Below are 23,577 nucleotides of genomic sequence, written 5' to 3' on the forward strand. Positions count from 1 at the left end.
TTTTAATTAATCTTTCTTAACGAACTTCTTGAATTTTTTCTTTTTAGAAGGTTTCTTCTTTTGATCAGAATAACGTGTTGGATCATAAACCGGTCCTGCAGAAAAACCTTCGGGTAAATCCAATTTTTCTATACTTGAACCGATAAGCTCTTCAATTTTTGCAAACCGCGGCTGATCTTTCTGATTTACGAAAGTAATAGCTGTTCCTGTTGTCGCGGCTCGTGCTGTACGGCCAACACGGTGGATATAATCTTCAGGATCTGGAGGAACATCATAATTGATAACCAAACTGATACCGACGATATCAATACCTCTAGAAATCACATCTGTACCAATTAGTACGTTTATTTGCTTTGCTTTGAAACGATTCATGATATCTTCACGTTGTGCTTGCTCCAAATCAGAGTGGAATGCTTCTACTGCGATACCGCTTTTATGCAGATCAGTACTCAACCGTTTGACAAACTCCTTTTTGGAAGCAAAAATAATCGTACTCGTATAAGTTGGATTAGTAAGAATATGCTGTATCAATGCCGTCTTCTGGTCATCATAAACCATATAAACTTGTTGATTAATTCCTTCAGAAGGTTTTGATAAGGCAATATTAATCTCGGTCGGATCATGTAAGATCTGCTTCGCCAATGTCCTGATTTTACCTGGCATCGTCGCTGAGAATAAAAGATTCTGTCTCTTTTTTGGCAAAAAGCTGATGATCTTCATAATATCTTCATGAAATCCCATATCGAGCATACGGTCTGCTTCATCCAATATGAAATGTTTTACTTTATTAAAATGAAGTTTTCCTGATGCTAAATGCGCTATTAAACGTCCAGGAGTAGCAACAATAATATTTGCTCCTTCTTTAATTGCTGTCCGTTGCTGTTCATAATCCATGCCATTTCCACCACCATAAACAGCAATTGAAGTTGCCCCAGTGAAATAGCCAAGCCCCATGATTTGCTGATCAATTTGCAAAGCGAGCTCTCTGGTAGGAACTAAAATTAAAGTATTTATATAATCGGATTGTTCTTCAGCTATTTTATGTAAAACAGGCAATAAATAAGAAGCTGTCTTCCCTGTACCAGTCTGCGCGCAAGCGATCAGATCTTTATGTTGCAACACAACAGGTATGGCCTGTTCCTGTATGGGTGTTGCATCTTCATATCCCATGCTATCTAAGCCTTCTTCCAATGAAGGTGCTAAACCAAATTCTGTGAATTTCAATATTTTTTTCTTTTACTGTAAAAATCAGGATAATGTAGGCTTTTTTTTCTAATTTACCGCATAGAAAATCCAAAAGATTGATTTTTTACTGGAAAATTCATGAATTAGCTGGGAATTATTAAATTAATTTAATGCTAAATAAATAATTGAAAAAATCTACGTAAGGTAATGAATTAAAAAAGGTCCAATACGTTACATATTAGACCCCCTCTGTATAAACCTAAATTAGAAATGCGAATTAGTCTTTTTTCACAAAATAGCGATGCTCAATAACTTCTACACGTTCTACATCGTCTTCAATGGCTTTTTTTATTGCACATTTTCCAGTTATACCACGGTAAACTAAAGCACCACCCAAAGATAATCCAGAAAGTGCCGTTAGTGGATGTTTAATCAAATACCGAACACCCGCACCTAATATAAAACCTCCAGCCACAACAGAAAGGATACGTTCTGAAGTCTCAATAGTACCATTCTCACATTCTTCGTCTATTTTACTTTTTACTTTGCTTATTACTTTATCTACTATCGCGCCCATATGTATAAAATTTATAAGTTCTTCTGTAATTAATAACAAGCAGTACACTATTTTGTTTTTGTTTACTAATAATTATTCCGTTCTTTGGCCACACAATGTTGCAACGATGGAAATTATAGGGTACACTTTGTCTATTTTCATCGGTATCACCCTCGGATTAATCGGTGCTGGTGGTTCCATATTGACAGTACCAGTCTTAGTCTACCTATTCCATATACATCCTACACTAGCAACGTCCTATTCCCTATTTATTGTTGGAAGTACAAGTTTCATAGGAAGTTTCATCAAAACAAAGGAAAAATGTGTAAATTTCCGGGCAACATTATACTTCGGAATTTCCTCTGTTATCGTTGTACTTTTAGTCCGTAAAGTTTTACTGGTCCATATACCCGAAGTTATTCTAGAGATCAACCATTATCAGCTTACAAAATCAACGTTAACCATGATCTCATTTGCTACATTGATGCTCGGATCTTCGTGGAGTATGATAAAAAACAAGAAAATTCAATCTAGCCCTCAACATCCAGTTAAACAACATACCATTAAGATGATTGCATGGGGCATTGGAATTGGACTTGTAACCGGTTTTTTAGGTGCTGGAGGAGGATTTCTGATCATACCGGCCTTAGTTATATTGCTTCATATGCCTATACGTATAGCAATAGGCACATCATTATCAATCATTACGATCAATTCTCTTATTGGTTTTCTTGGCGATATCGATCATATAACGATAGACTGGAATTTTCTGTTCAAGCTGCTTACCTTAACAACCTTGGGTGTTGGAATAGGAAATCAACTTCAGAAAAAAATTCAAACAGATCATCTAAAGCCCATATTCGGCTGGTTTATATTTATTGTTGGTATTTATATTTTAATTAAAGAACTCTTTTAGCTACTTTTAATAGCAATGGCAAGTAAATTGCAGGAGTACATTAAACTGTAACCATAATCTAATATGCTGGTAAAAAAATACTCTGGAGAACTAGTTCCATTTAACAGTGACAGCTTACGTCATTCTTTAACGCGATCTGGTGCCAACAATGAACAAGTTGAAAAAGTTTATACACAAATCAAAGAAAAACTATTTGACGGGATAAGCACAAGAGAGCTATATCAGTTAGCTTTTGAAGCCCTAAAATCACAAAGAAATTCTTTTGCAGCTCGATATAGCCTAAAAAAAGCACTTCGAGAATTAGGTCCTGAAGGTTTTTATTTCGAAAAATGGATCGCACGCTTATTTCAAGAATATGGTTTTGAAAGCACCACAGGACAAACAATCCAAGGCCACGCAGTTTCTCACGAGATAGACGTTGTTGCATCGAAAGGAAACGAGATGTTGGCCATAGAGTGCAAATTTCGAAATGATATAGATGCGAAAATTTCAGTGACAACTCCCATGTATTTCTTATCCCGATTTAAAGATATCAGTGATATATCCTATCATTTCTTCGGTCAAAATAAAAAATTCACGCAAGGATGGCTCGTTACCAATGCCTATTTAACTTCAGACTCCAAGGACTTTGGTAAGTACTATAACGTCAATTTTCTTTCATGGGACTACCCAACAGACAATAGCATAAAAAAAAGAGTGGATAAAGCTGTTTTTTATCCTGTTACCTGCCTCACAACCCTTACAGATGTAGAAGAGAAAACTTTATTACAGAACCAGATCATACTCGTGAAAGATATTATCAATAATAAAGAAGCACTCAAGTCGCTAAAATTAGACTCCGAAAAGTTAAGGTTAGTACTTGAAGAGGCTAGAGAATTAATTGACTATAAACTTGAAGAAGAGTAAAATCAAAGCTTTAGTACGCACCTACTTAGCCTTCAAAACCAAAATAAAGTTCTTATTGTCGCCTTATTCTTTAAGAAATAAAGCGACAATAAGATATAAAATAATCTACTTTCAATAATCTACTAACAGAAAAAAATCAACACATTTCTTCCAATTCCATTAAGAAAATTAGATAACACTTATGATAGATCAATCGGATAATAAATATCACCATAAATTTTTAAATCATCCAGCACAACAGGATTTTCAAATATTCCAAACACAGAAGAACCTGAGCCCGACATCGCGGCATATAATGCGCCAGATGAATACATTGCATCTTTAAGTTCCTTAATTTTAGGAAATTGCTCGAATATAGTTAGTTCAAAATCATTGTTCAGATAATACTTCCATTCCTGGATTGGCAACTGAATAATGGACCTTAAATCAAACTCAGGAGTTTTGGCAGCAACTCCGCTATAAGCCTCAACGGTAGATATGTGAATATTAGGATTCACTATAACAATATAGTATGCGCTCAAATTGACCTCAATAGGAGCAAAATCAGTCCCAATACCAGTTGCATACACCGGTTTATTTTCAATAAAAAATGGACAGTCTGCGCCCAGCTGCTTCGCATAATTTTCCAGTTGTACAACAGATAGTTGCAGCTCAAATTGATCATTTAGCATTTTAAGCACATAAGCTGCATCTGCAGATCCACCACCCATCCCAGCTCCGATTGGTATTCTTTTTAATAAATGAATAGCAACCGAAGGAATATCAAAATCTTGTTGAATTAAATGATATGCACGCTCACATAAATTCATACCCTTTCCAGGGATCACAATACCCTCCGACGAAAAAGTTGTACTACCGGAACTTAGTGGAACAATTTCAACAGCGTCATACAGGTTAACGGGGTAAAAGATCGTCTCTAAATCATGATAACCATCAGGTCGCTTACCTACAATATGAAGACCCAAGTTTATTTTAGCATTTGGAAAAGATAGCATAAAAGATATTTAATAAAGATCAGTGATAAAATTATGGATTCTATGTTAATATTCAAAAGTACCTGCTAACCAGATAGGAACTGTAAATTCTTCAATGAGGTGTGCTAATTTATAATTTTTATAATTATCTACGGTCAACCAAGTTGCTTCTTCAAGCTCTGCCTGTGGTATTATAACTAATTTTTCCTTAAACTCTATTCTAAAAACCTCACCTCTAACGAGCGTATCAGCTTCATTAACTGCTTCGGTTTCATGAAAGCCCATATATTCTAAATCTCGTGATAAAATATCCAGATCTAATTCTTCTTTTAGCTCGCGAATAAGGGCTTGAGAAGATAGCTCACCTTTTTCAATTTTACCACCAGGCATCATAAAATAGGATGAGCCTTTTTTTCTTACAACCAAAAGCCTATTATCAGCATCAACAATCATTGCACCTGCTAAATAAATCGTATTCATAGTTTCTCGTTTTAAGATGCCATAAGTGGCATCATGTTATAAAGTAAAAAGCGACTATTTCCATAATCGCTTTTTATATATTCATTTCTAACACTATTATGTATCTAAACCTTTTAAAAGTGTTAAATATCTTTCAATAGCTTCTCGCTTTTTAGCTGTAAGATGATAGTTCAAACTTGATGTAAGATAATGACGGTAATCAAAATCTTTATATTCAGGCAATCCTGGAATCACAGCTTCAGGATGTGAAACTCCCAGTTTTAAAGCTTCATTAAATGAAGTGATAAATGCTTCCGGTAACTGCTTTTTACTGACCCAAACTGCGAACGCAAAAGGAAGACCTGTAAATTCTTTCCAGGTAAGTCCAAGATCGTAAACATAAGGGACTTCATTCTTTTTGCCAAATGTTCGGTCTCCTATCAAGACATAAGCATCCGCCTCATCTATATTGGCAACAAGTTTAACTTGACGCTTCCAGTGATGCTTTAACAACACGCGTGCTAAACCATTAGAAGTGCGTGATTGCTGATCCAGATATAATGTCTGGATTTTTTCAATCGGTTTATGGGAAAAAATAAAAACCGAATCAACAGCCCCCTCCGTACCGATACAGTAGTCGGTGATGATATGCGCTTGAGGAAGACTTAATAACGCTGCTATAGGAATAATACCCAAATCAGCTTTATCATCAATTACTTTCTGGGCACATACACTCGGATTATCCAAGCTCAATTCGATCTGATCTAAAACTGCAGATTGTCTAATCCCATTTAAAAACGGCAATGTATTCGTATACGAAACTGCCGATACTCTCACTTTATCCATTTGTCAATACCTCTAGATGTTTCGTATTATAATAGTCAATGATTTCAAATTGATCATTATCATACGTTAATTTATATAAGGCAGTGTTTGTATGAGGAAATTCATCCATTTTTGAGGCATCTACACCTGTCAATAGGCAAAGAATAATACGTAAGGCACGACCGTGCATACAGACAAGTACGGTTTCTTCATGCTCTTGTTTAACCATATGTGCTATGGCATCACTTTGACGTAACATCAATGCATTAGGAGATTCCCCCTCATCTACACTGACATCCAATTCACCATTTTTCCATGCTGATACCAGCGCATTGAATCCACTCATGATAGATTCGTCTTGCTCTTTACCTTCGTAGATTCCCCAACTAATTTCATCTAAGCCCTCGAGCTCTTGCCAAGAAATACCATCTTTAATAAAAGATTCTACTGTTTGATGTGTTCTCAACAAGGTTGAGGTATAAATTTTATCAAACGGGATATCTTTATAAGCATCATAAAAAGCTTGAGCCTGTGCCAATCCCGTTTCATTTAGAGGAGAATTCACGCCACGTCCCTGAACAATACCTTTCAAATTCAGATCAGTTTGTCCATGGCGAATAAAATAAAAAGTCTTTTTCAAAATATGTCTTAATTATTTACAACAGGAAGTGCATAATAATTCTTCTTCTTGCTATCGTCTTCAAAAACCACATCCTTGTAATCTGTGACAACATGATATAAGGTATCACGCTCTATTGGATGACGTCCTACCTTTCTAATCAACTCAACCAACTGTTGCGTCGACATACCGGGATTCTGTTCCTCCGCTCCTGCCATACTGTAAATCTTCGTCGTATCATCCAGTGTTCCATCGATATCATCAACACCAAATGCTAAGGACATTTGTGCAGTATCCCTTGAAATCATTGCCCAATACGCTTTTATATGATCAAAATTATCTAGATAAATACGTGCTATCGCATAATTTCTTAAATCTTCAATCACAGAAACCTCAGAAATATGTGACATTTGATTTTCTTTATTTCTAAATTTCAATGGAATAAAGGTTTGAAAACCGCCAGTCTTATCTTGCAACTGACGAAGTCTTTCCATATGATCTACACGATGCCAAAATTGCTCGATATGACCATAAAGCATGGTTGCATTGGTATGCATTCCCAACTTATGTGCCTGTTCGTGGATATCCAACCACTGTTCAGCAGTACATTTATCATGGGCAATCTGCTCTCTGATCTCTGGATGGAAAATTTCAGCCCCACCACCAGGCATCGAATCCAAACCACAAGATTGCAAATACTTCATACCTTCATAATGACTCAATTTAGCCTTTTTGAAAATATAATAATATTCCACAGGAGTCAATCCTTTAATATGCAATTCCGGACGATGTGCTTTACATTTTTTAAAGAACTCCGCATAAAAATCAAGATTTTGCTTCGGCACCACACCACCTGTAATATGTACTTCCGTTACAGCTTCATCATCATACTTCTTCACGATATCCATCATGCCTTCCACATCCATTTCCCATCCTTCAGCACGTTCCTTGATCATACGGGAATATGAACAGAATTTACAATCGTAAACACATACATTAGTAGGCTCAATATGAAAATTACGATTAAAAAATGTGATATCCCCGTGTCTTTTCTCACGAATAAAATTCGCCAAAACACCTAAATAACCCAATTCGGCTTTTTCATAAAGGTATACCCCTTCATCAAATGTGATGCGTTCCTCTTGCAACACTTTATTCGCTATATTTCTTAACTCACTATCCAAAAGCGGATTAGAAATTAAGAAATTTAATTTTTCTTTAGCATCCATTAGCATGTCTCCTAGTCTATAACAAATGTACCAAAAACAAGGCTAAATTCGTAGAATTTAGCCTTGTTTTTGGTACTGCAATATATGTTGAACAACAATTAATCTGTGAACTGTTGCATATCTATTAATTTCCGGTATAAACCCTCCTGCTGAATCAATTCACTATGGCTACCTGATTCCACAATTTGACCAGCATCAATTACGACAATTGTGTCGGCGCTCTGAATCGTACTTAGACGGTGTGCAATAACAACTGTAGTACGATTTTCCATCAACTTATATAAGGAATCCTGAACTAATTTCTCAGATTCAGTATCCAAAGCTGATGTTGCTTCATCAAGCAACATAATGGGAGGATTTTTTAAAACAGCACGGGCAATACATATACGTTGGCGCTGTCCTCCAGAAAGTTTAGCCCCTCGATCACCGATATTTGTTTCATAACCCAATTCTGTTTTTAAAATAAATTCATGAGCATTCGCGATTTTTGCAGCAGCTTCAACCTCTTCCTGCGTAGCAGAAGTATTAGAGAAAGTAATATTATTAAAAATCGTGTCATTAAACAAAATGGATTCTTGATTAACTACTCCAATCATCGTGCGCAAAGACTCTTGATCGAGATCTCTTAAGTCTATTCCGTCAAAAAGAATCTGACCGCCGGTAACATCCATAAACCGTGGTATCAGATCTACCAGTGTAGATTTACCGCCCCCGGATGGGCCTACTAGCGCAATTGTCTTACCTTTTTCAATAGTCAAATTGATATTCTTCAAGATGTTCTTTTCACCATAAGAAAAATCGACCTGTTGAAATTCAATCGCTTCTTTAAAATCAGTAACTTCCTTAGCATTAGGCTTATCAGTAACTTCACTTTTGGTATCAATCAATTCCAGTACACGCTCTCCAGCAGCAATACCATTATGAATATTGCTAAAGGCATCAGTTAATGCTTTTGCAGGACGCATAACCTGGGAGAATATCGCGATATATGCAATAAATTCCGACGCACCAAATTCATCACTACCTGACAAAACTAAATTTCCACCATATAATAAAATAATCGCCACCATGATTACACCTAACAATTCGGATACTGGCGAACCCATCTGTTGCCGCCTTGCCATGGCACGCATAATACCGGCATAACGATCATTCTCATCATTGAAGCGTTTTTTGACAAAATTTGTTCCATTAAACGCCTTAACAATACGAACTCCTGATAAAGCCTCATCTAAAAAGGAAATCATATTTGCATACGAAGTTTGTCCCGCGATAGCTTGCGCCTTTAATGTCTTAACGATCTTCGATATAAAAAATGCAGAAATTGGGATAACTAACATCGCAAAAAGAGTCAACTTTGTTGAGATAGCAAATAACGTAACTAAAAAAGCAATCAATTGTAATGGCTCTTTAAAGACTACCTGCAAAGTTCCTGTTACAGAAAACTGCACAACCTGAACGTCGGAAGCTACTTTTGAAATAATATCTCCTTTTCTTTGCCCATTAAAATAACCTAAATGCAGATCCATTACATTATTAAAAACAGTTTTACGTAAATTCAATAAAGTATGAATACGTAAGTTTTCCATGATTCTCTGAGATAGATAACGGAATAAATTACTGATAAAGACAGATATAATAATTGCGACGCAAACAAACTTCAATGCACCATAAGGACCATACTGTTGATTGGCCAAATTTGCATAATAAGTAAAATAAGCCGGTAATTGACCAAGACCTTCTGGCTTGACTAACACGACATCGCTTGAAACCTGTTCTGTATTGAACAATACATGAAGCAAAGGAGCCAACATCGCCAAGTTTAACGTACTGAATACAACTGTAATTAATGTAAAGATAATATACGGAATAGCATATTTCTCAATGGGTTTGGCAAAAGAAAGTAATCTAAAGTATGTTTTCATTTATGATATTAAGGTAGCAAAAATACTAAAATTACGCGCAATATATAAGGAATAGTTTAAAGGAATGAAATCTTGCACTTGGATGATATTAAAAATTTAATTCAATAAACACCAATTTAAACGACATTATACTAGTATTTTAATAGAAAAAGCCTAATTTAGTCCTTGTAAATTGTAAAATACCAGAACATAATGCAAATAGAAGTTGCCAAAAGGTTGCAACAAACCGAAGAATATTATTTCTCAAAAAAATTAAGAGAGATTGATGAGCTCAATAAAGCAGGTGCTCGCGTGATTAATTTAGGCATCGGAAGCCCCGACTTACCTCCTCACCCTGAAGTTATTCAGACCTTGACGACAGAAGCGGCTAAAACCAATGTACATGGCTATCAGAACTATAAAGGTTCACCTGTTTTGAGGCAAGCAATTGCAGATTGGTATCAACGTTATTATCAGGCAACATTCAATCCAAATACAGAAATTTTACCTTTAATAGGCTCTAAGGAAGGTATTGTTCACATTTGCATGACTTACTTACAAGAAGGTGATGAAGTTTTAATACCAAATCCGGGATATCCAGCGTATGCGGCAGCAGTACGGTTAAGTGGAGCCACGGCAATTACCTATGATTTATCTGAAGAAACAGATTGGTTACCTGATCTTAAAAAACTTTCTGAAAACGATTTATCAAAAGTAAAATTAATGTGGATCAACTACCCTCATATGCCAACTGGTTCGAGTGCAAACGAAGGATTTTATCTTGAATTGATTGCTTTTGCAGAGGCAAACCATATTTTAATCTGCCACGACAATCCTTATAGTTTTATCTTGACAGACAGCCCTAAAAGCATTATGTCTATTGAAGGTGCAAAGGATGTTGCCTTGGAACTTAATTCATTAAGCAAATCCTCCAATATGGCCGGATGGCGAATCGGTATGTTAGTGGGCGCAGAGGCACGGATCAATGAAGTATTACGTTTTAAAAGCAACATGGATTCGGGAATGTTCTTACCAGCTCAATTAGCAGCGGCCAAGGCATTGCAGTTGGATCAAACATGGTATCAAGATTTAAATGCAATCTATCACGAAAGAAGGCAGTTGGTTTTCGAAATCATGAACCTGTTGGGCTGTACATATAAAAAGAATCAGGTCGGTTTATTTGTGTGGGCCAAAATTCCAGATAATTACGAATCAGGCTACACGTTAAGTGATGAGGTGTTAGATCTATCACGTGTCTTTATTACTCCCGGAGGTATATTCGGAAGTGCTGGAAACACCTATATTAGAATAAGTTTATGTGCCTCAGTTGAAGTATTAAAAGAAGCAATTGCTAGAATAGAACAAGCAAAACAAACGAATTAAGATTGAAATAACATGATGAATATAGCCATTATTGGCGTCGGTTTAATTGGTGGCTCCGTCGCCATGAAACTAAAAGAAAAAAAATTCTGTGATCAGGTTTTTGGTGTTGACAAAAGTGATGCTAATCTAACAAAAGCATTGCAAATAGGCTTCATTGATCAAAAGGCAACATTAGAGGAAGCTTTAGAAAAATGTAAAGTGATCATTCTCACAGCTCCAGTTGATGCGATAATCACATTAGCGCCCAAATTATTGGATCTCGTAAAAGATCAAGTCATCATTGACATGGGCTCTACCAAACTAAATATTTTACAGTTAATCTCGGAACACCCTAATCGTGGCCGCTATGTTGCCGCCCATCCAATGGCTGGTACCGAATATTCAGGCCCCGAAGCAGCATTACCAAATTTGTTTAAAGATAAAATGATGGTTTACGTTGAGGCATTTAAATCTGATGAAGATGCATTCGAATTAACAGATTCCATTACCGAACAACTGGAAATGCGGACGTCATTTATGACTGCAGAGGAGCATGATACACACACAGCCTATGTTTCCCATATTTCTCACCTGACTTCTTTTGCTCTAGCGTTAACTGTTTTAGAGAAAGAGAAATCGCAGGGTCGAATATTTGAATTGGCAGGATCTGGTTTTGAATCAACGGTACGCTTAGCAAAAAGCTCACCGGATATGTGGACACCTATTTTCAAACAGAACAGAGTTAATGTACTCGAAGTGTTAGAGGAAAACATCAAGCAGCTGCAGGCTTTAAAAGATGCCATCCAAGATGAAAATTACACTCAATTACACAAATTGATTAAAAAATCAAATAAGATTAAACGTATTATTAAATAAAACCCACTTGCTCCAACTGGCAAAGGCGAATTATTGTTTCATACAAAGTAATGAGAAGAAAGCATAGGAACTCGCAAGGTTCCTATTTTTTTTTTATTAAAAAAGATCACAGGATCATCGCTCTGCTGTTGTCTGTTTAACACCGTATGCTTCAGTTATATTGCTTTCAATTACTGATATGGATTTCATCCACGACGTATAAACATATCGGAATAAATAAATGCTGCCCCATCAACTACCAATACTTACATAATAGTGAGAGCTTACGATCAATTACGAGTAGAATTAGAAGTATTTTCTAAGAAATAGCATAAAATATTTTGGTTTGTAAAAAGCAAGGCATATATTTGCAACGTAGTTCAAATAGAAATACATCTAATCAACACCTCTTAATCAGGTCTTGATTTATAAAGAAGTGGCGAGAGACTGGCTCAATGACCCACTGGCAACCTTCAAAATACGTTTGAAAAGGTGCCAATTCCTGTCCAAAGTAATATTGCTTTGGAGGATATAAATGAAACGACAAATGATAATAACATTACAACAAAACAAGAAGGTAAATTCTAGCACCAACGTAACAGATACAAATATTCCATCAAAACAGATGCGAATGCTTTTGCACATGTTTACGTTTTCTTGTTAATCAATCTTTTTTAAAATTTATTGATTTCAAGTACATATCCATGTGCCCAATCTCACCCCTATTTTTTATTAACGAATCTTCAACTAATTAATTATAACTACAATGTCTACAAATAAAAATTTAAAATTCGAAACACTTCAAGTGCATGCTGGCCAAGTTGCCGATCCAACAACTGGAGCGCGTGCAGTACCTATATACCAAACCAGTTCATACGTATTTGAAAATGCAGAACATGGAGCGAACTTATTTGCATTAAAACAATTTGGAAACATCTATACACGTCTGATGAATCCAACAACAGATGTATTTGAGAAACGTATTGCTGCATTGGAAGGCGGTATCGCCGCTGTAGCAGTCGCTTCTGGACAGGCTGCGCAATTCATTGCATTAAATAATATCGTAGAAGCTGGTGAAAATTTTGTTTCCAGCAGTAATGTATACGGTGGTACATATAATCAATTTAAAGTAGCATTTAAAAGAATTGGTATTGAAGTACGTTTTACTAAAGAAACAACCGCCGAGGAGTTTGAATCACTAATCGATGAAAACACAAAAGCTTTATACTTAGAAACAATTGGAAACCCAAGTTACGATATTCCAGATTTTGATAAGATAGCAGCTGTTGCTAGAAAACATGATTTACCACTTATCGTAGACAATACTTTTGGAGCTGGTGGATATCTATTTAAACCTCTTGAACACGGAGCTTCTGTAGTTGTAGAGTCTGCAACAAAATGGATTGGTGGTCACGGTACAAGTATTGGTGGTGTCATCGTAGATGGTGGTACTTACAACTGGGGAAATGGTAAATTCAAACAGTTTTCTGAACCTTCAGAAGGATACCATGGATTAGTTTTTTCAGATGTTTTTGGCGTTAATGGCCCATTTGGAAACATTCAATTTGCAATCCGCGCACGTGTTGAAGGACTACGTGATTTTGGACCAGCTATTTCACCCTTCAATTCATTCCAATTGATCCAGGGCTTAGAAACATTATCGCTTCGTGTTCAGCGTCATGTAGACAACACATTAGAAATTGCGAAATGGTTAGAAGCCCATCCGCAAGTGGAAAAAGTGAATTATCCAGGGTTAAAAAGCTCTCCTAGCTTTGCAAATGCGCAAAAGTATTTAAAAAATGGATATGGTGCTGTTCTTTCATTTCAAATAAAAGGTGACGTGACAAAAGCCGATGCTTTTATCGATAGCTTAGAGCTAATAAGTCATCTCGCAAATGTGGGTGATACGAAGTCATTGATCATACACCCTGCGGCGACTACACATCAACAACTGAGTGAAGAAGCTCAAAAAGCTGCAGGTGTATTTGTAGGATTATTACGCCTATCTGTCGGTATCGAACATATTGACGATATCAAAGCAGATTTACAACAGGCCTTCGATAAAATTAAATAATTTCAGATAGCACTATTATATAAAAGCGTAAAAAAAACTATGAGTAAGAAATTAACGATTGGAATGTTTGGATTTGGGGTTGTAGGACAAGGATTGTACGACATTATCAAGACTAAAAACTTAAATTTAGAAATTAAAAAATTTGTCATCAAGAACGCTGACAAAAAAAGATCATTACCTGCTGAATTATTCACAACAGATGCTGAGGCTATTCTTGGTGACTCTGAAATCAATACCGTAGTAGAATTGATCGATGATGCTGATGCAGCTTACGCACTGACTGTTCGTGCATTAAAATCTGGAAAAAACGTTGTTTCTGCAAATAAGAAAATGATTGCCACGCATTTAGAAGAATTAGCGGCAATACAACAAGAATACGGCACAAGTCTACTATATGAAGGTGCAGTATGCGGAAGTATTCCAATTATCCGCAATTTAGAAGAGTATTATGACAATGAATTATTACATGCCGTGACCGGTATTTTTAATGGCTCCTCTAATTTTATATTGTCTAAAGTCTTCAATGAAAATCAACCTTATGCAGATGCGTTAAAAGAAGCGCAGGACCTAGGTTTTGCTGAAACTGATCCTACCTTAGATGTCGGTGGTTTTGACCCTAAATACAAATTAACGATCGTCGCTGCTCATGCTTATGGTATCAATGTAAATCCTGACGATGTTTTCAATATCGGTATTGATAAATTAGGAGCACAAGATATTCGCTTTGCAAAAGAGAAAAATTTCAAGATCAAATTGATCCCTACTGCTCGAGAAATAGATCAAAATAAAGTGGTTCTTTATGTTATTCCTAAGTTTATCAGTTCGGAAAACATTTTATTCAATGTTGAAAATGAAAATAACGGCGTCCTTGTAAAAGCAGCATTTGCAGATGAACAATTTTTCTACGGTAAAGGTGCTGGAGGTCATCCTACCGGATCTGCAGTATTATCTGATATTACAGCGCTACGTTATGACTACAGATATGAGTACAAGAAGCATTTAAATACAGATGCATTATCATACAGTACCGATCATGAAATCAAGGTGTACTTGAGATATGAAGATGACAGCCTAGTTGAAAAATTAGGTTTCACAAAAATTATTGAAAGATATTATGCTCCTGATTTTAAGTACGTTATTGGAACAATAAATTTGAAGAAAATCACAGATCTTAAATCTGAAATAAACAAAACAGGAAATTTTATAGCTGAAATTGCCTAAATTAATAAAAAGTACCGAATACCAACCAACCCTAACACTTGCTAATCACAAGTGAAAAACGTTGGATCTACTTGTAGGTTCAACGTTTTTTTATTTATCATCACCCCAATTCACTTCTATAAACCCCGTGCTGCAGCTACTACAAATCATGACTTATATTTAACAATTCAGATCTTTAATTAATGGCATTACTTACCACATAATCAGGTTCAAAACCATTTAAACTGCTATTTTTTGTTAAAAAATAGCATATTTAGAACTATAATAAATATGTGGCAGAAAATTTGCTTAATATCGTTAATATCACTATATTGTGATGTTACTAAAAATATTATAAATTATGGCTAAGTGGTTAACAATTCTACTGATAATGGTAGGCAACTTGGTTTTTGCAGATACCAATACAATTAATGCACAAGAACACTCGAATTCTAGTTATATAATTCTTGCGGTTGTTGCTTTATTGGCAATAATCTATATTCTATATAGAAGACAAAAAAGAAAATTTAACGATTAAGGGCATAAAGGGGAAGTGAAACTTCCCTTTATGCCTTAGTGTTTCCATATCTAATATCATCCTCCCGCCAATCATAGGTCATTCTAAAAGACCTTCATCACGAAAACTATAATACCCATTGTCTGTAAAAATAATGTGATCATTAACCCGGATATCCATTATTTTCGAAGCCTCCGCAATCTTTTTTGTCAGAATTTTATCCGCTTTACTTGCTTCACGTGAACCCGATGGATGATTATGAATTAATATCATAGAATGAGCTTTACAATTAAGAGCATTTCGTAGAACAATGCGAACATCAACTGGAGTAAAATCATTGCCTCCACGGCCTATTAATTGTTTATCCAGCACTTTACAAGCTGTATTTAAATACAAAACCCAAAATTCTTCGTGAGGAAGATCTTGTAACTGGTACCGAAAATATTCATAGACCCGCAGACTACTATTTAACAAAGGTTTTTCAATATATTCAGATTCCTTGCGTCTACGTCCTAGTTCAAGTGCGGCGACAATCGTAATCGCTTTAGCTTCACCTATACCTTTAAACTCACAAAGCCGCAATACCTCCATTTTGGAAAGACTATCCAGATTGTTTTGAACACTGGATAAAATACGTCTGCACAATTCAACTGCAGTTTCTTGCCTTGAGCCCGAACCAATAAGAATAGCAAGCAACTCTGCATCAGACAGTGAACGACGACCTTGCTCCAATAATTTCTCTCTAGGACGATCTGCCTCCGCCCAATCTCGAATGACCAGTTTGCTCATATCACAATAATAAGGTGTAAAAAAGGTTTATATAATCTACTAATTTAATCATAAATTTAAAAACTTAAAATAATTAGTATCAATTATTTAAATAAATTTTAGCATTTCAGAGCATACATGAGCATGCTTTCTTTTTTTCAAATCGTTTTGAAATCTTATATTTGTAATTGAACATTTATTTTAATAAAATGAGTAAAGCGATTATTAAAACAGAAAAGGGCGACATGACTGTACAATTTTATACAGCAGATGCTCCAAATACCGTTGCAAATTTCATCAAATTAGCTAAAGAAGGATATTACGATGGATTAAGTTTCCACCGTGTGCTACCTGACTTTGTTATTCAAGGTGGATGTCCAAATTCACGTGAAGGTGCTTCTGGTATGCCTGGAACAGGTGGCCCAGGTTACAAAATCGACTGTGAGTTAACCGGTGAAAACCAATTTCATGATAGAGGCGTATTATCAATGGCACATGCAGGCCGTAACACTGGCGGATCTCAATTTTTTATCTGCCACAGCCGTAACAACACTGCTCATTTGGATAGAAATCATACTTGTTTTGGAAAAGTTATTGAAAACGTTGATATTGTAGATGATATCCGTCAAGGTGACCGTATTTTAAGTATTGAAGTTATCGAAGACTAGTTCTCAACAAGAAAAAGTGTATTATGAATTTAAGAGCATTAGTTTCTGTAACAGGAAAACCAGGATTGTTCAAATTAGTTGGACAAAATAAAGGCGGATTTATTTTAGAGACTCTCGACAGCGCTAAAATTAAATCGGTAGTAAGTTTATCTTCTACGAAAATGGCAACATTAGAAGACATTACAATTTATGGCGAAGAAGAGGAAATTCGCTTATTGAATGTTTTTGAAACAATCAAAGAAAAAGGATTAACTGTAGATCCTAAAGCAGATGGTCAAGCATTACGTGATGCTTTCCGCGAAATTGCACCAGGTCACGATGAATCTCGCGTCTATTCGTCAGATATTAAAAAAATCTTTACATGGTACAATATCATTAAAGATTTACCTTTATTTGAAGAAGAAGCACCAGCTCCTTTAGTATAATTTAGGATAAAAAAGAGAGGGTCTTAACATATGTTAAGACCCTCTCTTTTTTTATTTTTAGTTTCTACTTTCCTGCTTGAACAATTCCTTTACAGATATCCGATATCAAAGCTGGTCCCTCATAAATAAATCCTGTATAAATTTGAACAAGGCTAGCCCCAGCATCAAGTTTTTCAATTGCATCTGCCGCAGAATGAATCCCGCCAACACCTATAATAGGAAAAGATCGGTTTGATTTTTCTGAAAGATAGCGAATGACTTCTGTCGAGCGCTTGGTCAAGGGAGCTCCACTCACCCCTCCCATTTCTTTAACCAAATTTTCATCACTTTGAAGGCCCTCTCTAGATATCGTAGTATTTGTTGCAATGACACCAGCAATACCAGTTTCTTGAACAATTTCAACAATATCATCCAATTGACTATTTGTCAAATCTGGAGCAATTTTAAGAAGAATAGGTTTCTTATTTAATTTTCGTTTATTCAATTCCTCGAGCGTATTTAAAATATGTTTCAGAGGCTCCTTTTCCTGCAGATCACGAAGTCCAGGAGTATTTGGAGAACTGACATTGACAACGAAATAATCAACATAATCAAAAAGTGCATTGAAACAATAAATATAATCATCTACCGCCTGTTCATTTGGAGTGATTTTATTTTTACCGATATTTCCACCGATTAAAAGTCCTTTACGATCTTCAGTAGCTAAATGTTTAAGACGATTAGCCGCAACGTCAGCACCTTGGTTATTAAAACCCATACGATTGATTAATGCCTTATCAGGAATTAAACGAAACATCCGTGGTTGATCATTTCCTGGTTGAGGTCGTGGCGTTACAGTACCAATTTCAATAAAACCAAAACCAAAATTGGCCATATCAGTAATGTATTCGGCATTTTTATCAAAGCCTGCAGCCAATCCTACAGGATTTTTAAATTTAAGGCCAAATACTTCGCGAGCCAAATTCGGATTTTCATAGGTATACAGACTGCTTAATAATTTTTTAGCACCCCAGATTTTTGAAAACATTTTTAATCCCCCAGTCACCGTATGATGAGCAGATTCAGGATCCATTGAAAAGAAAATAGGTTTTACCAACTTGTACATATGCACAAAGGTAGGCAAAGAAGAAGAAATTTCATTACTTTTGCAATCGAAATGATATCAATAAATAACTTAACATTCGAAATAGGCTCTCGCGCATTGTATGATGAGGCCAACTGGCATATTAAACCTGGAGATAAGGTAGGTCTAATTGGAGCCAACGGTACCGGTAAATCTACTTTGTTGCGATTGATCGTAGGACAGTATACGCCTACTTCAGGAAGTATATCGATGGCAAAGGACTTAAAAATTGGTTACCTAAATCAAGATTTATTATCTTATCATTCTGATAAAAGTATTTTACATGTAGCAATGGAGGCGTTTGAGCGCCAAAATCAATTACATACTGAAATAGAAAACTTACTCCAAAAATTAGAAACAGACTATTCTGACGATATTCTAAATAAATTAAGTGACAAGCAGATGGAATTCGAAGCTTTAGATGGCTATAGTATCGAATTTAGGGCTCACGAAATTTTAGCGGGTTTAGGTTTTTCAGAAGATGAGCAGAAACGTCCGTTAGCGACCTTCTCCGGTGGATGGCGCATGCGTGTCATGCTGGCTAGAATCTTATTGCAGACTCCAGACATTTTATTGCTGGATGAGCCTACCAACCATATGGATTTACCTTCTATTAAATGGCTGGAAAATTACTTGCAAGGCTTTGAAGGTGCTATCGTTATCGTCTCACACGACAGGTACTTCTTAGACCGTATTATTAAAAAAACGGTAGAATCCCGCAAAGGTAAATTAACGCTGTACGCTGGTAATTACAGTTTTTATTTGGAAGAGAAAGCACTAAGAGGTGAAATTCAAGCTGGTCAATTCAAAAATCAGCAAGCTAAAATCAAACAAGAAGAACGTTTGATCGAACGTTTCCGTGCGAAAGCCTCAAAAGCAAAGATGGCACAATCCCGTATTAAGGCTTTGGATCGAATGGAAAGAGTGGAAGATGTTGATGATGATAACCCAACGGTAAACTTTAGCTTTAAGTTTTCAAAACCATCGGGAAGACATGTTGTTACCTTAGAAAATGTATCGAAATCTTATCCAAACCTCGAAATTTTAAGAAATACGGAGGGGATCATTGAAAAAGGTGATAAAATAGCCTTGATCGGTGCCAATGGTAAAGGTAAATCGACCTTGTTGCGTATTGTGGCAGGTGCAGATACGGAGTATGAAGGGAAATCTGAACATGGCCACAATGTATTGCAAACGTTCTTTGCACAGCATCAATTGGAAGCCCTGCATCTGGAAAACAGCATAATAGCAGAGATGCAAGCTTTTGCGCCCAAACATACAGAAACGGAGTTACGTTCAATCTTAGGCTGTTTTCTATTTTCCGGTGATGACGCATTCAAAAAGATCAAAGTTCTATCTGGAGGCGAAAAATCACGTGTTGCACTAGCAAAAGCATTAACAGCTGATGCTAACTTCTTGGCACTAGATGAGCCTACCAATCACTTGGATATGCAATCGGTTAATATTTTGATTCAAGCGCTTCAGCAATTTGAAGGTACCCTGATTGTCGTTTCTCACGATCGTTACTTTCTGGATAATGTTGCCAACAAAATATGGTATATTGAAGATAAAGAAATTAAAGAATACCCAGGTACATACCAAGAATTTGAAGAGTGGAATTCAAAACGTGTGATCAAACCTGAAGAAAAAAAGGTCGAGAAAAAAGTTGTAGCAGAAGAACCTAAAAAAGTCAAAGCTGCTCCTTCTGAAGATAAATTCAAACTGATCAGCAAAAAGAATAAAGAACTAGCGGCATTAGAGGTTAAAGTAGCTGAAAAAGAAGTTCTTCTAAAAGCACTGGAGACAGAATTAGCAAAAGAAGAGATCTATTCCAACGCAATCAAATTACAAGAACACACGCGTAATTATAATTCCTCTAAAGCAGAATTAGAACAATTGCAAAAAAATTGGGAAGATTTAGCTGAAGAAATTATGGAATTGGAAGATTAATTACACTCACTTAATTAGAAAGGTATACAATAGGCAGGCTTATTGTATACCTTTTTTTATTATGAAGGAATTGTGAAAATAAACTGGATCGAAAATATCTTATACCCGAAAGTTTTTTTAAATAGACGGAAAGCAACAAAGTATTTCCAAGGAAAAACTATTTTAATCACCGGAGCAAGTGAAGGTATTGGAAAAGCCTGTGCAACACTTCTTTCCAAATTCCAGGTACACCTCATTTTAGTGGCTCGATCACAAGAAAAATTAGAAGAAGTAAAAGCAATTGCCATCCAAAACAATTCCACTGCGTCCATCTACGTGACAGATCTATATCAAGAACAACAAATAGATCAACTTATTGAATATATTCATGCAAGACAGATGACGATAGATATCCTTATTTCTAACGCAGGTAAATCGATTCATCGCAGTTTGACAAAATCCTTGCCGCGCTACCATGATTTTACAAGAACAAACATGCTGAATTATTTGGCTCCAGTGAAATTGACATTAGCACTTACTCCTCTTCTATCACAGCAAAAAGGTCAGATTATCAATATTTCTGCGCTCAATGTTCTGCTCCCACCTGCACCACATTGGGCTGCATACCAAGCATCAAAAACAGCATTTGATCAATATTGCCGATCAAACCAATCTGAATGGAAAAAAATGAATGTAAAGCTAAAAACAGTCTACTTACCATTGGTAAAAACAGAAATGATAGCGCCTAACGATCTTTATAAAAACTTTCCTGCCATGCAAAGTAGTGAAGCAGCCTTGCGTATTATAAAGCTCATCTTAGGTACTGGTAGTTATTCTAGGCCATGGTGGTCTCCCTTTCCTATAACAATCGGATTTTTTATTCGAAAAATATGGGATAAATTTTAACCATATTCCTATGAGATTACGACAAAAAATTGATTTCGCTATTCAAGTATTTAAATCCCTCCTATATACGCTTCAATCAGGTATTAATTTATTTACTTTATTGAAATCAATTCGGAAAGCAAAAGATTCCTACTTAAATGATGGTAATCGTACCATAACTTACGCAGCGCTGTATGATGAAACCTGTCTTACGATTGAAAAATTAAAAATAGTACCCAAAAACAAGCTATCTTCCCGAGTCATTCTCATCGCAGACAACAGTTTCAATTTTATTAGCTATCTATTTGCCCTTTCCGCACTTTCAAAAGAGGTAATTATCATGAGTTCCCAATTATCCGATCTCCAATTAGAGAAAATTTTGGAAAATTATCCTCAGGTTCTAATGCTAACAGATAACAAAGACCGATTAGCAAATCTACGTACAAAGTCTTTGATCTATTCTTTTGCGGAAATTAATGCATGCGTCATCAATAAAGTCTCTCATAAAATAAGACGAAACAATGGTAAAATAACAATTTTAAGTACAGGTTCTTCAAATATTCCAAAACCCATTGAACGTAAACTCAATATCTCAAAAATATGGAGTCCATTTACAGAATTAATTTCAAAACTTGGGCTACTTAACTATTCCTCTACTTTCATTACAGTTCCATTTTATCACGGTTATGGTCTTGCAAGTTTGATTTTAGCACTATTTTTAAAGCACAACCTACACTTCACCACAAAATTTAGCGCTAAATGCATTACTCAATTCACGAACAACAGAATAGACTGTTTGGTTCTTTTACCTTCTATGATTCCCAAATTCCTTGAAATAGATCAAAATGCACTGGGCCTGTTCCGATGCATTATTTCCGGAGCAGATAAACTAGAAGCAACATGGGTATCATTTATTCTAAATCAATATACCGAGACGAACATATATAATCTCTATGGAACCACAGAATTGGGAATCTGCAGCATTGCTACCCACACGGATTTAACAAACAACAACAATACGATTGGCCGATTTCTAAAAGGTATCGAATACCACTTGCAAGCAGATCAGCAGCTCAAAATAAGATGTCCCTGGATACACGATCTGTCTAAAAATCAATATGTAAGTACTGGAGATCGCATACACCAGGATAAAAACGGATTTTTATATTATCTTGGCAGAACAAACTCTTCATTTAATATTGGCGGAGAAATTATTCATTTTAGTGAATTAGAAGAAAAAATAAACAGTTATGAATCTGTTGCCAAAACTAGAATTCTCGTATCTAAAAATGAAATGATGATAAGCGAATTGAATTTAGAACTTACCTTAAAAAAAGATTCGGCATTTAATGAAGCAGAATTTAGAAAATGGCTCAATAGGACATTCCCTAAATACTTGCAACCAAAGTCCCTTCACTACAACGATAATTAATCCGTTCGGCTACAATAAAAAACCCTCAACACAGCACATCTAATACCACCTATATATCAACAAATTAAAGATATATTTGTAAATAAAAAATTAAGATTAATTATAATAAAATTCCTTAATCGGCTCAAAATGGATGAGTCTTTCATTGAATTTATTAATGTTCTCCATCTTACCAGATAAGTCATAGATCACAGCCAATTCACCACCTAGCTTTTCAATAGTTTTCCGATTGAATTTCACCTTAAATTTTAGAGCCTCATTTTCGAAATTCGTAACCTGTTCAAAGTCACAATCCATAAATCGTACATGCACGGTACGAATTAAATAATACCGCGATAGCATCAATTCAATTTCCTGAAATAAGGATAAGATAATAACCATGAAGAAAGTAAAAAACATTGCTAATTTTGTTTCTCCTATTCCCGAGATCATACCTAACCCTGCTGTTGACCATATCACGGCGGAAGTCGTTAAACCTTTTACCGACAGTTTTCCTTTAAAAATAACACCCGCACCGATAAAACCAATACCAGTAACGATATTAGCGGCAATACGATCATCACTCCCATTGCCACCCATCATTTTTGAAACAACAGTAAAAACAGCTGAACCAAAACAGATCAAAACAATCGTTCTAAATCCAGCTGCTTTATTTCTATATTCCCGCTCAAAACCTATTATAGCGCCACAAAATATGGCAACCAGCACATTCCAGATGTATTGATTATCAAAGAAATTCAACAAAGAGTCCATAATTGACGAACGT

22 protein-coding genes and 1 riboswitch are annotated in these 23,577 nt (G+C 35.8%); of the genes, 11 read left to right on the plus strand and 11 right to left on the minus strand.

All coding sequences use genetic code 11. From position 1 onward, the window contains the following. Positions 1 to 6 precede the first annotated feature (6 nt). A complete protein-coding gene (locus HCX49_RS07540) occupies positions 7 to 1,224 on the minus strand; it encodes a DEAD/DEAH box helicase (RefSeq protein WP_132768446.1) in 1,218 nt (405 codons plus the stop codon). Positions 1,225 to 1,462: 238 nt separating this feature from the next. After that, positions 1,463 to 1,762 (minus strand): DUF2892 domain-containing protein, encoded by a 300-nt coding sequence (locus HCX49_RS07545; protein WP_021189673.1) that lies wholly within the window; start codon positions 1,760 to 1,762, stop codon positions 1,463 to 1,465. A 106-nt stretch (positions 1,763 to 1,868) separates the two neighbouring features. Between HCX49_RS07545 and HCX49_RS07550 the strand changes: the two genes are divergently transcribed. After that, complete coding sequence (locus HCX49_RS07550; protein WP_168126674.1) at positions 1,869 to 2,657, plus strand: sulfite exporter TauE/SafE family protein; 789 nt, start codon at positions 1,869 to 1,871, stop codon at positions 2,655 to 2,657. Between the two features lie 63 nt (positions 2,658 to 2,720). Next, entirely contained in the window at positions 2,721 to 3,563 is an 843-nt protein-coding gene (locus HCX49_RS07555; protein ID WP_132768450.1) for an ATP cone domain-containing protein, read from the plus strand. Between the two features lie 179 nt (positions 3,564 to 3,742). Here the strand turns inward: HCX49_RS07555 and ispE are convergent, their stop codons facing one another. The 6 genes from ispE to HCX49_RS07585 all read right to left on the minus strand — a co-directional run bounded on the left by ispE (position 3,743) and on the right by HCX49_RS07585 (position 9,594). After that, the gene (ispE, locus tag HCX49_RS07560) at positions 3,743 to 4,558 is read right to left on the minus strand and encodes a 4-(cytidine 5'-diphospho)-2-C-methyl-D-erythritol kinase (RefSeq protein WP_132768452.1); all 816 of its coding nucleotides are present in this window, start codon (positions 4,556 to 4,558) and stop codon (positions 3,743 to 3,745) included. A 45-nt stretch (positions 4,559 to 4,603) separates the two neighbouring features. Further along, on the minus strand, positions 4,604 to 5,017 hold the full coding sequence (locus HCX49_RS07565; protein WP_237682737.1) for an NUDIX hydrolase: 414 nt from the start codon (positions 5,015 to 5,017) through the stop codon (positions 4,604 to 4,606). 96 nt (positions 5,018 to 5,113) lie between these two features. Next, on the minus strand, positions 5,114 to 5,842 hold the full coding sequence (locus tag HCX49_RS07570; RefSeq protein ID WP_168126675.1) for a menaquinone biosynthetic enzyme MqnA/MqnD family protein: 729 nt from the start codon (positions 5,840 to 5,842) through the stop codon (positions 5,114 to 5,116). Continuing rightward, entirely contained in the window at positions 5,835 to 6,461 is a 627-nt protein-coding gene (locus HCX49_RS07575; protein WP_021189679.1) for a histidine phosphatase family protein, read from the minus strand. Before HCX49_RS07575 ends, HCX49_RS07570 begins: the two co-directional genes overlap by 8 nt. Positions 6,462 to 6,469: 8 nt before the next feature. After that, positions 6,470 to 7,669: an aminofutalosine synthase MqnE gene (gene mqnE, locus HCX49_RS07580; protein ID WP_168126676.1), complete on the minus strand. Its 1,200-nt coding sequence runs from the start codon at positions 7,667 to 7,669 to the stop codon at positions 6,470 to 6,472. Positions 7,670 to 7,767: 98 nt separating this feature from the next. Next, the gene (locus HCX49_RS07585; RefSeq protein WP_168126677.1) at positions 7,768 to 9,594 is read right to left on the minus strand and encodes an ABC transporter ATP-binding protein; all 1,827 of its coding nucleotides are present in this window, start codon (positions 9,592 to 9,594) and stop codon (positions 7,768 to 7,770) included. 192 nt (positions 9,595 to 9,786) lie between these two features. Between HCX49_RS07585 and HCX49_RS07590 the strand changes: the two genes are divergently transcribed. From HCX49_RS07590 to HCX49_RS07605, 4 genes are all read left to right on the plus strand, one after another. Next, the gene (locus HCX49_RS07590) at positions 9,787 to 10,956 is read left to right on the plus strand and encodes a pyridoxal phosphate-dependent aminotransferase (protein ID WP_168126678.1); all 1,170 of its coding nucleotides are present in this window, start codon (positions 9,787 to 9,789) and stop codon (positions 10,954 to 10,956) included. Positions 10,957 to 10,968: 12 nt separating this feature from the next. Further along, complete coding sequence (locus tag HCX49_RS07595) at positions 10,969 to 11,811, plus strand: prephenate dehydrogenase (RefSeq protein ID WP_232789290.1); 843 nt, start codon at positions 10,969 to 10,971, stop codon at positions 11,809 to 11,811. Between the two features lie 402 nt (positions 11,812 to 12,213). Then, a riboswitch (SAM riboswitch) is annotated at positions 12,214 to 12,328 on the plus strand. A gap of 228 nt (positions 12,329 to 12,556) precedes the next feature. Further along, positions 12,557 to 13,864 carry an O-acetylhomoserine aminocarboxypropyltransferase/cysteine synthase family protein gene (locus tag HCX49_RS07600; protein WP_132768462.1) on the plus strand — a complete coding sequence of 436 codons (1,308 nt, stop codon included), beginning with the start codon at positions 12,557 to 12,559 and terminating at the stop codon, positions 13,862 to 13,864. Between the two features lie 39 nt (positions 13,865 to 13,903). Then, positions 13,904 to 15,085 carry a homoserine dehydrogenase gene (locus HCX49_RS07605; RefSeq protein ID WP_168126679.1) on the plus strand — a complete coding sequence of 394 codons (1,182 nt, stop codon included), beginning with the start codon at positions 13,904 to 13,906 and terminating at the stop codon, positions 15,083 to 15,085. 595 nt (positions 15,086 to 15,680) lie between these two features. On the opposite strand, the gene radC is transcribed toward HCX49_RS07605, so the two are convergent. Then, a complete protein-coding gene (gene radC, locus HCX49_RS07610) occupies positions 15,681 to 16,370 on the minus strand; it encodes a RadC family protein (RefSeq protein ID WP_168126680.1) in 690 nt (229 codons plus the stop codon). Between the two features lie 188 nt (positions 16,371 to 16,558). Between radC and HCX49_RS07615 the strand changes: the two genes are divergently transcribed. After that, positions 16,559 to 17,017 (plus strand): peptidylprolyl isomerase, encoded by a 459-nt coding sequence (locus HCX49_RS07615; RefSeq protein ID WP_021189688.1) that lies wholly within the window; start codon positions 16,559 to 16,561, stop codon positions 17,015 to 17,017. Between the two features lie 23 nt (positions 17,018 to 17,040). After that, positions 17,041 to 17,442, plus strand: a complete 402-nt coding sequence (locus tag HCX49_RS07620; protein WP_132768468.1) for a DUF5606 domain-containing protein — start codon at positions 17,041 to 17,043, stop codon at positions 17,440 to 17,442. A gap of 64 nt (positions 17,443 to 17,506) precedes the next feature. Here HCX49_RS07620 and HCX49_RS07625 read toward each other — a convergent pair whose 3' ends face one another. After that, positions 17,507 to 18,547 carry a quinone-dependent dihydroorotate dehydrogenase gene (locus HCX49_RS07625; protein ID WP_132845489.1) on the minus strand — a complete coding sequence of 347 codons (1,041 nt, stop codon included), beginning with the start codon at positions 18,545 to 18,547 and terminating at the stop codon, positions 17,507 to 17,509. 51 nt (positions 18,548 to 18,598) lie between these two features. Here HCX49_RS07625 and HCX49_RS07630 point away from each other — a divergent pair, with 51 nt between their 5' ends. The 3 genes from HCX49_RS07630 to HCX49_RS07640 all read left to right on the plus strand — a co-directional run bounded on the left by HCX49_RS07630 (position 18,599) and on the right by HCX49_RS07640 (position 22,811). After that, positions 18,599 to 20,515: an ABC-F family ATP-binding cassette domain-containing protein gene (locus tag HCX49_RS07630; protein ID WP_132845490.1), complete on the plus strand. Its 1,917-nt coding sequence runs from the start codon at positions 18,599 to 18,601 to the stop codon at positions 20,513 to 20,515. Positions 20,516 to 20,587: 72 nt separating this feature from the next. Continuing rightward, complete coding sequence (locus HCX49_RS07635) at positions 20,588 to 21,400, plus strand: SDR family NAD(P)-dependent oxidoreductase (protein WP_168126681.1); 813 nt, start codon at positions 20,588 to 20,590, stop codon at positions 21,398 to 21,400. A 10-nt stretch (positions 21,401 to 21,410) separates the two neighbouring features. Beyond that, a complete protein-coding gene (locus tag HCX49_RS07640; protein WP_168126682.1) occupies positions 21,411 to 22,811 on the plus strand; it encodes an AMP-binding protein in 1,401 nt (466 codons plus the stop codon). A 96-nt stretch (positions 22,812 to 22,907) separates the two neighbouring features. Here HCX49_RS07640 and HCX49_RS07645 read toward each other — a convergent pair whose 3' ends face one another. After that, positions 22,908 to 23,564: an MgtC/SapB family protein gene (locus HCX49_RS07645; protein WP_021190497.1), complete on the minus strand. Its 657-nt coding sequence runs from the start codon at positions 23,562 to 23,564 to the stop codon at positions 22,908 to 22,910. Positions 23,565 to 23,577: the final 13 nt, after the last annotated feature.

The organism is Sphingobacterium sp. B16(2022) (genome assembly GCF_012030425.1).
In the GTDB taxonomy this organism is placed as follows: domain Bacteria; phylum Bacteroidota; class Bacteroidia; order Sphingobacteriales; family Sphingobacteriaceae; genus Sphingobacterium; species Sphingobacterium anhuiense.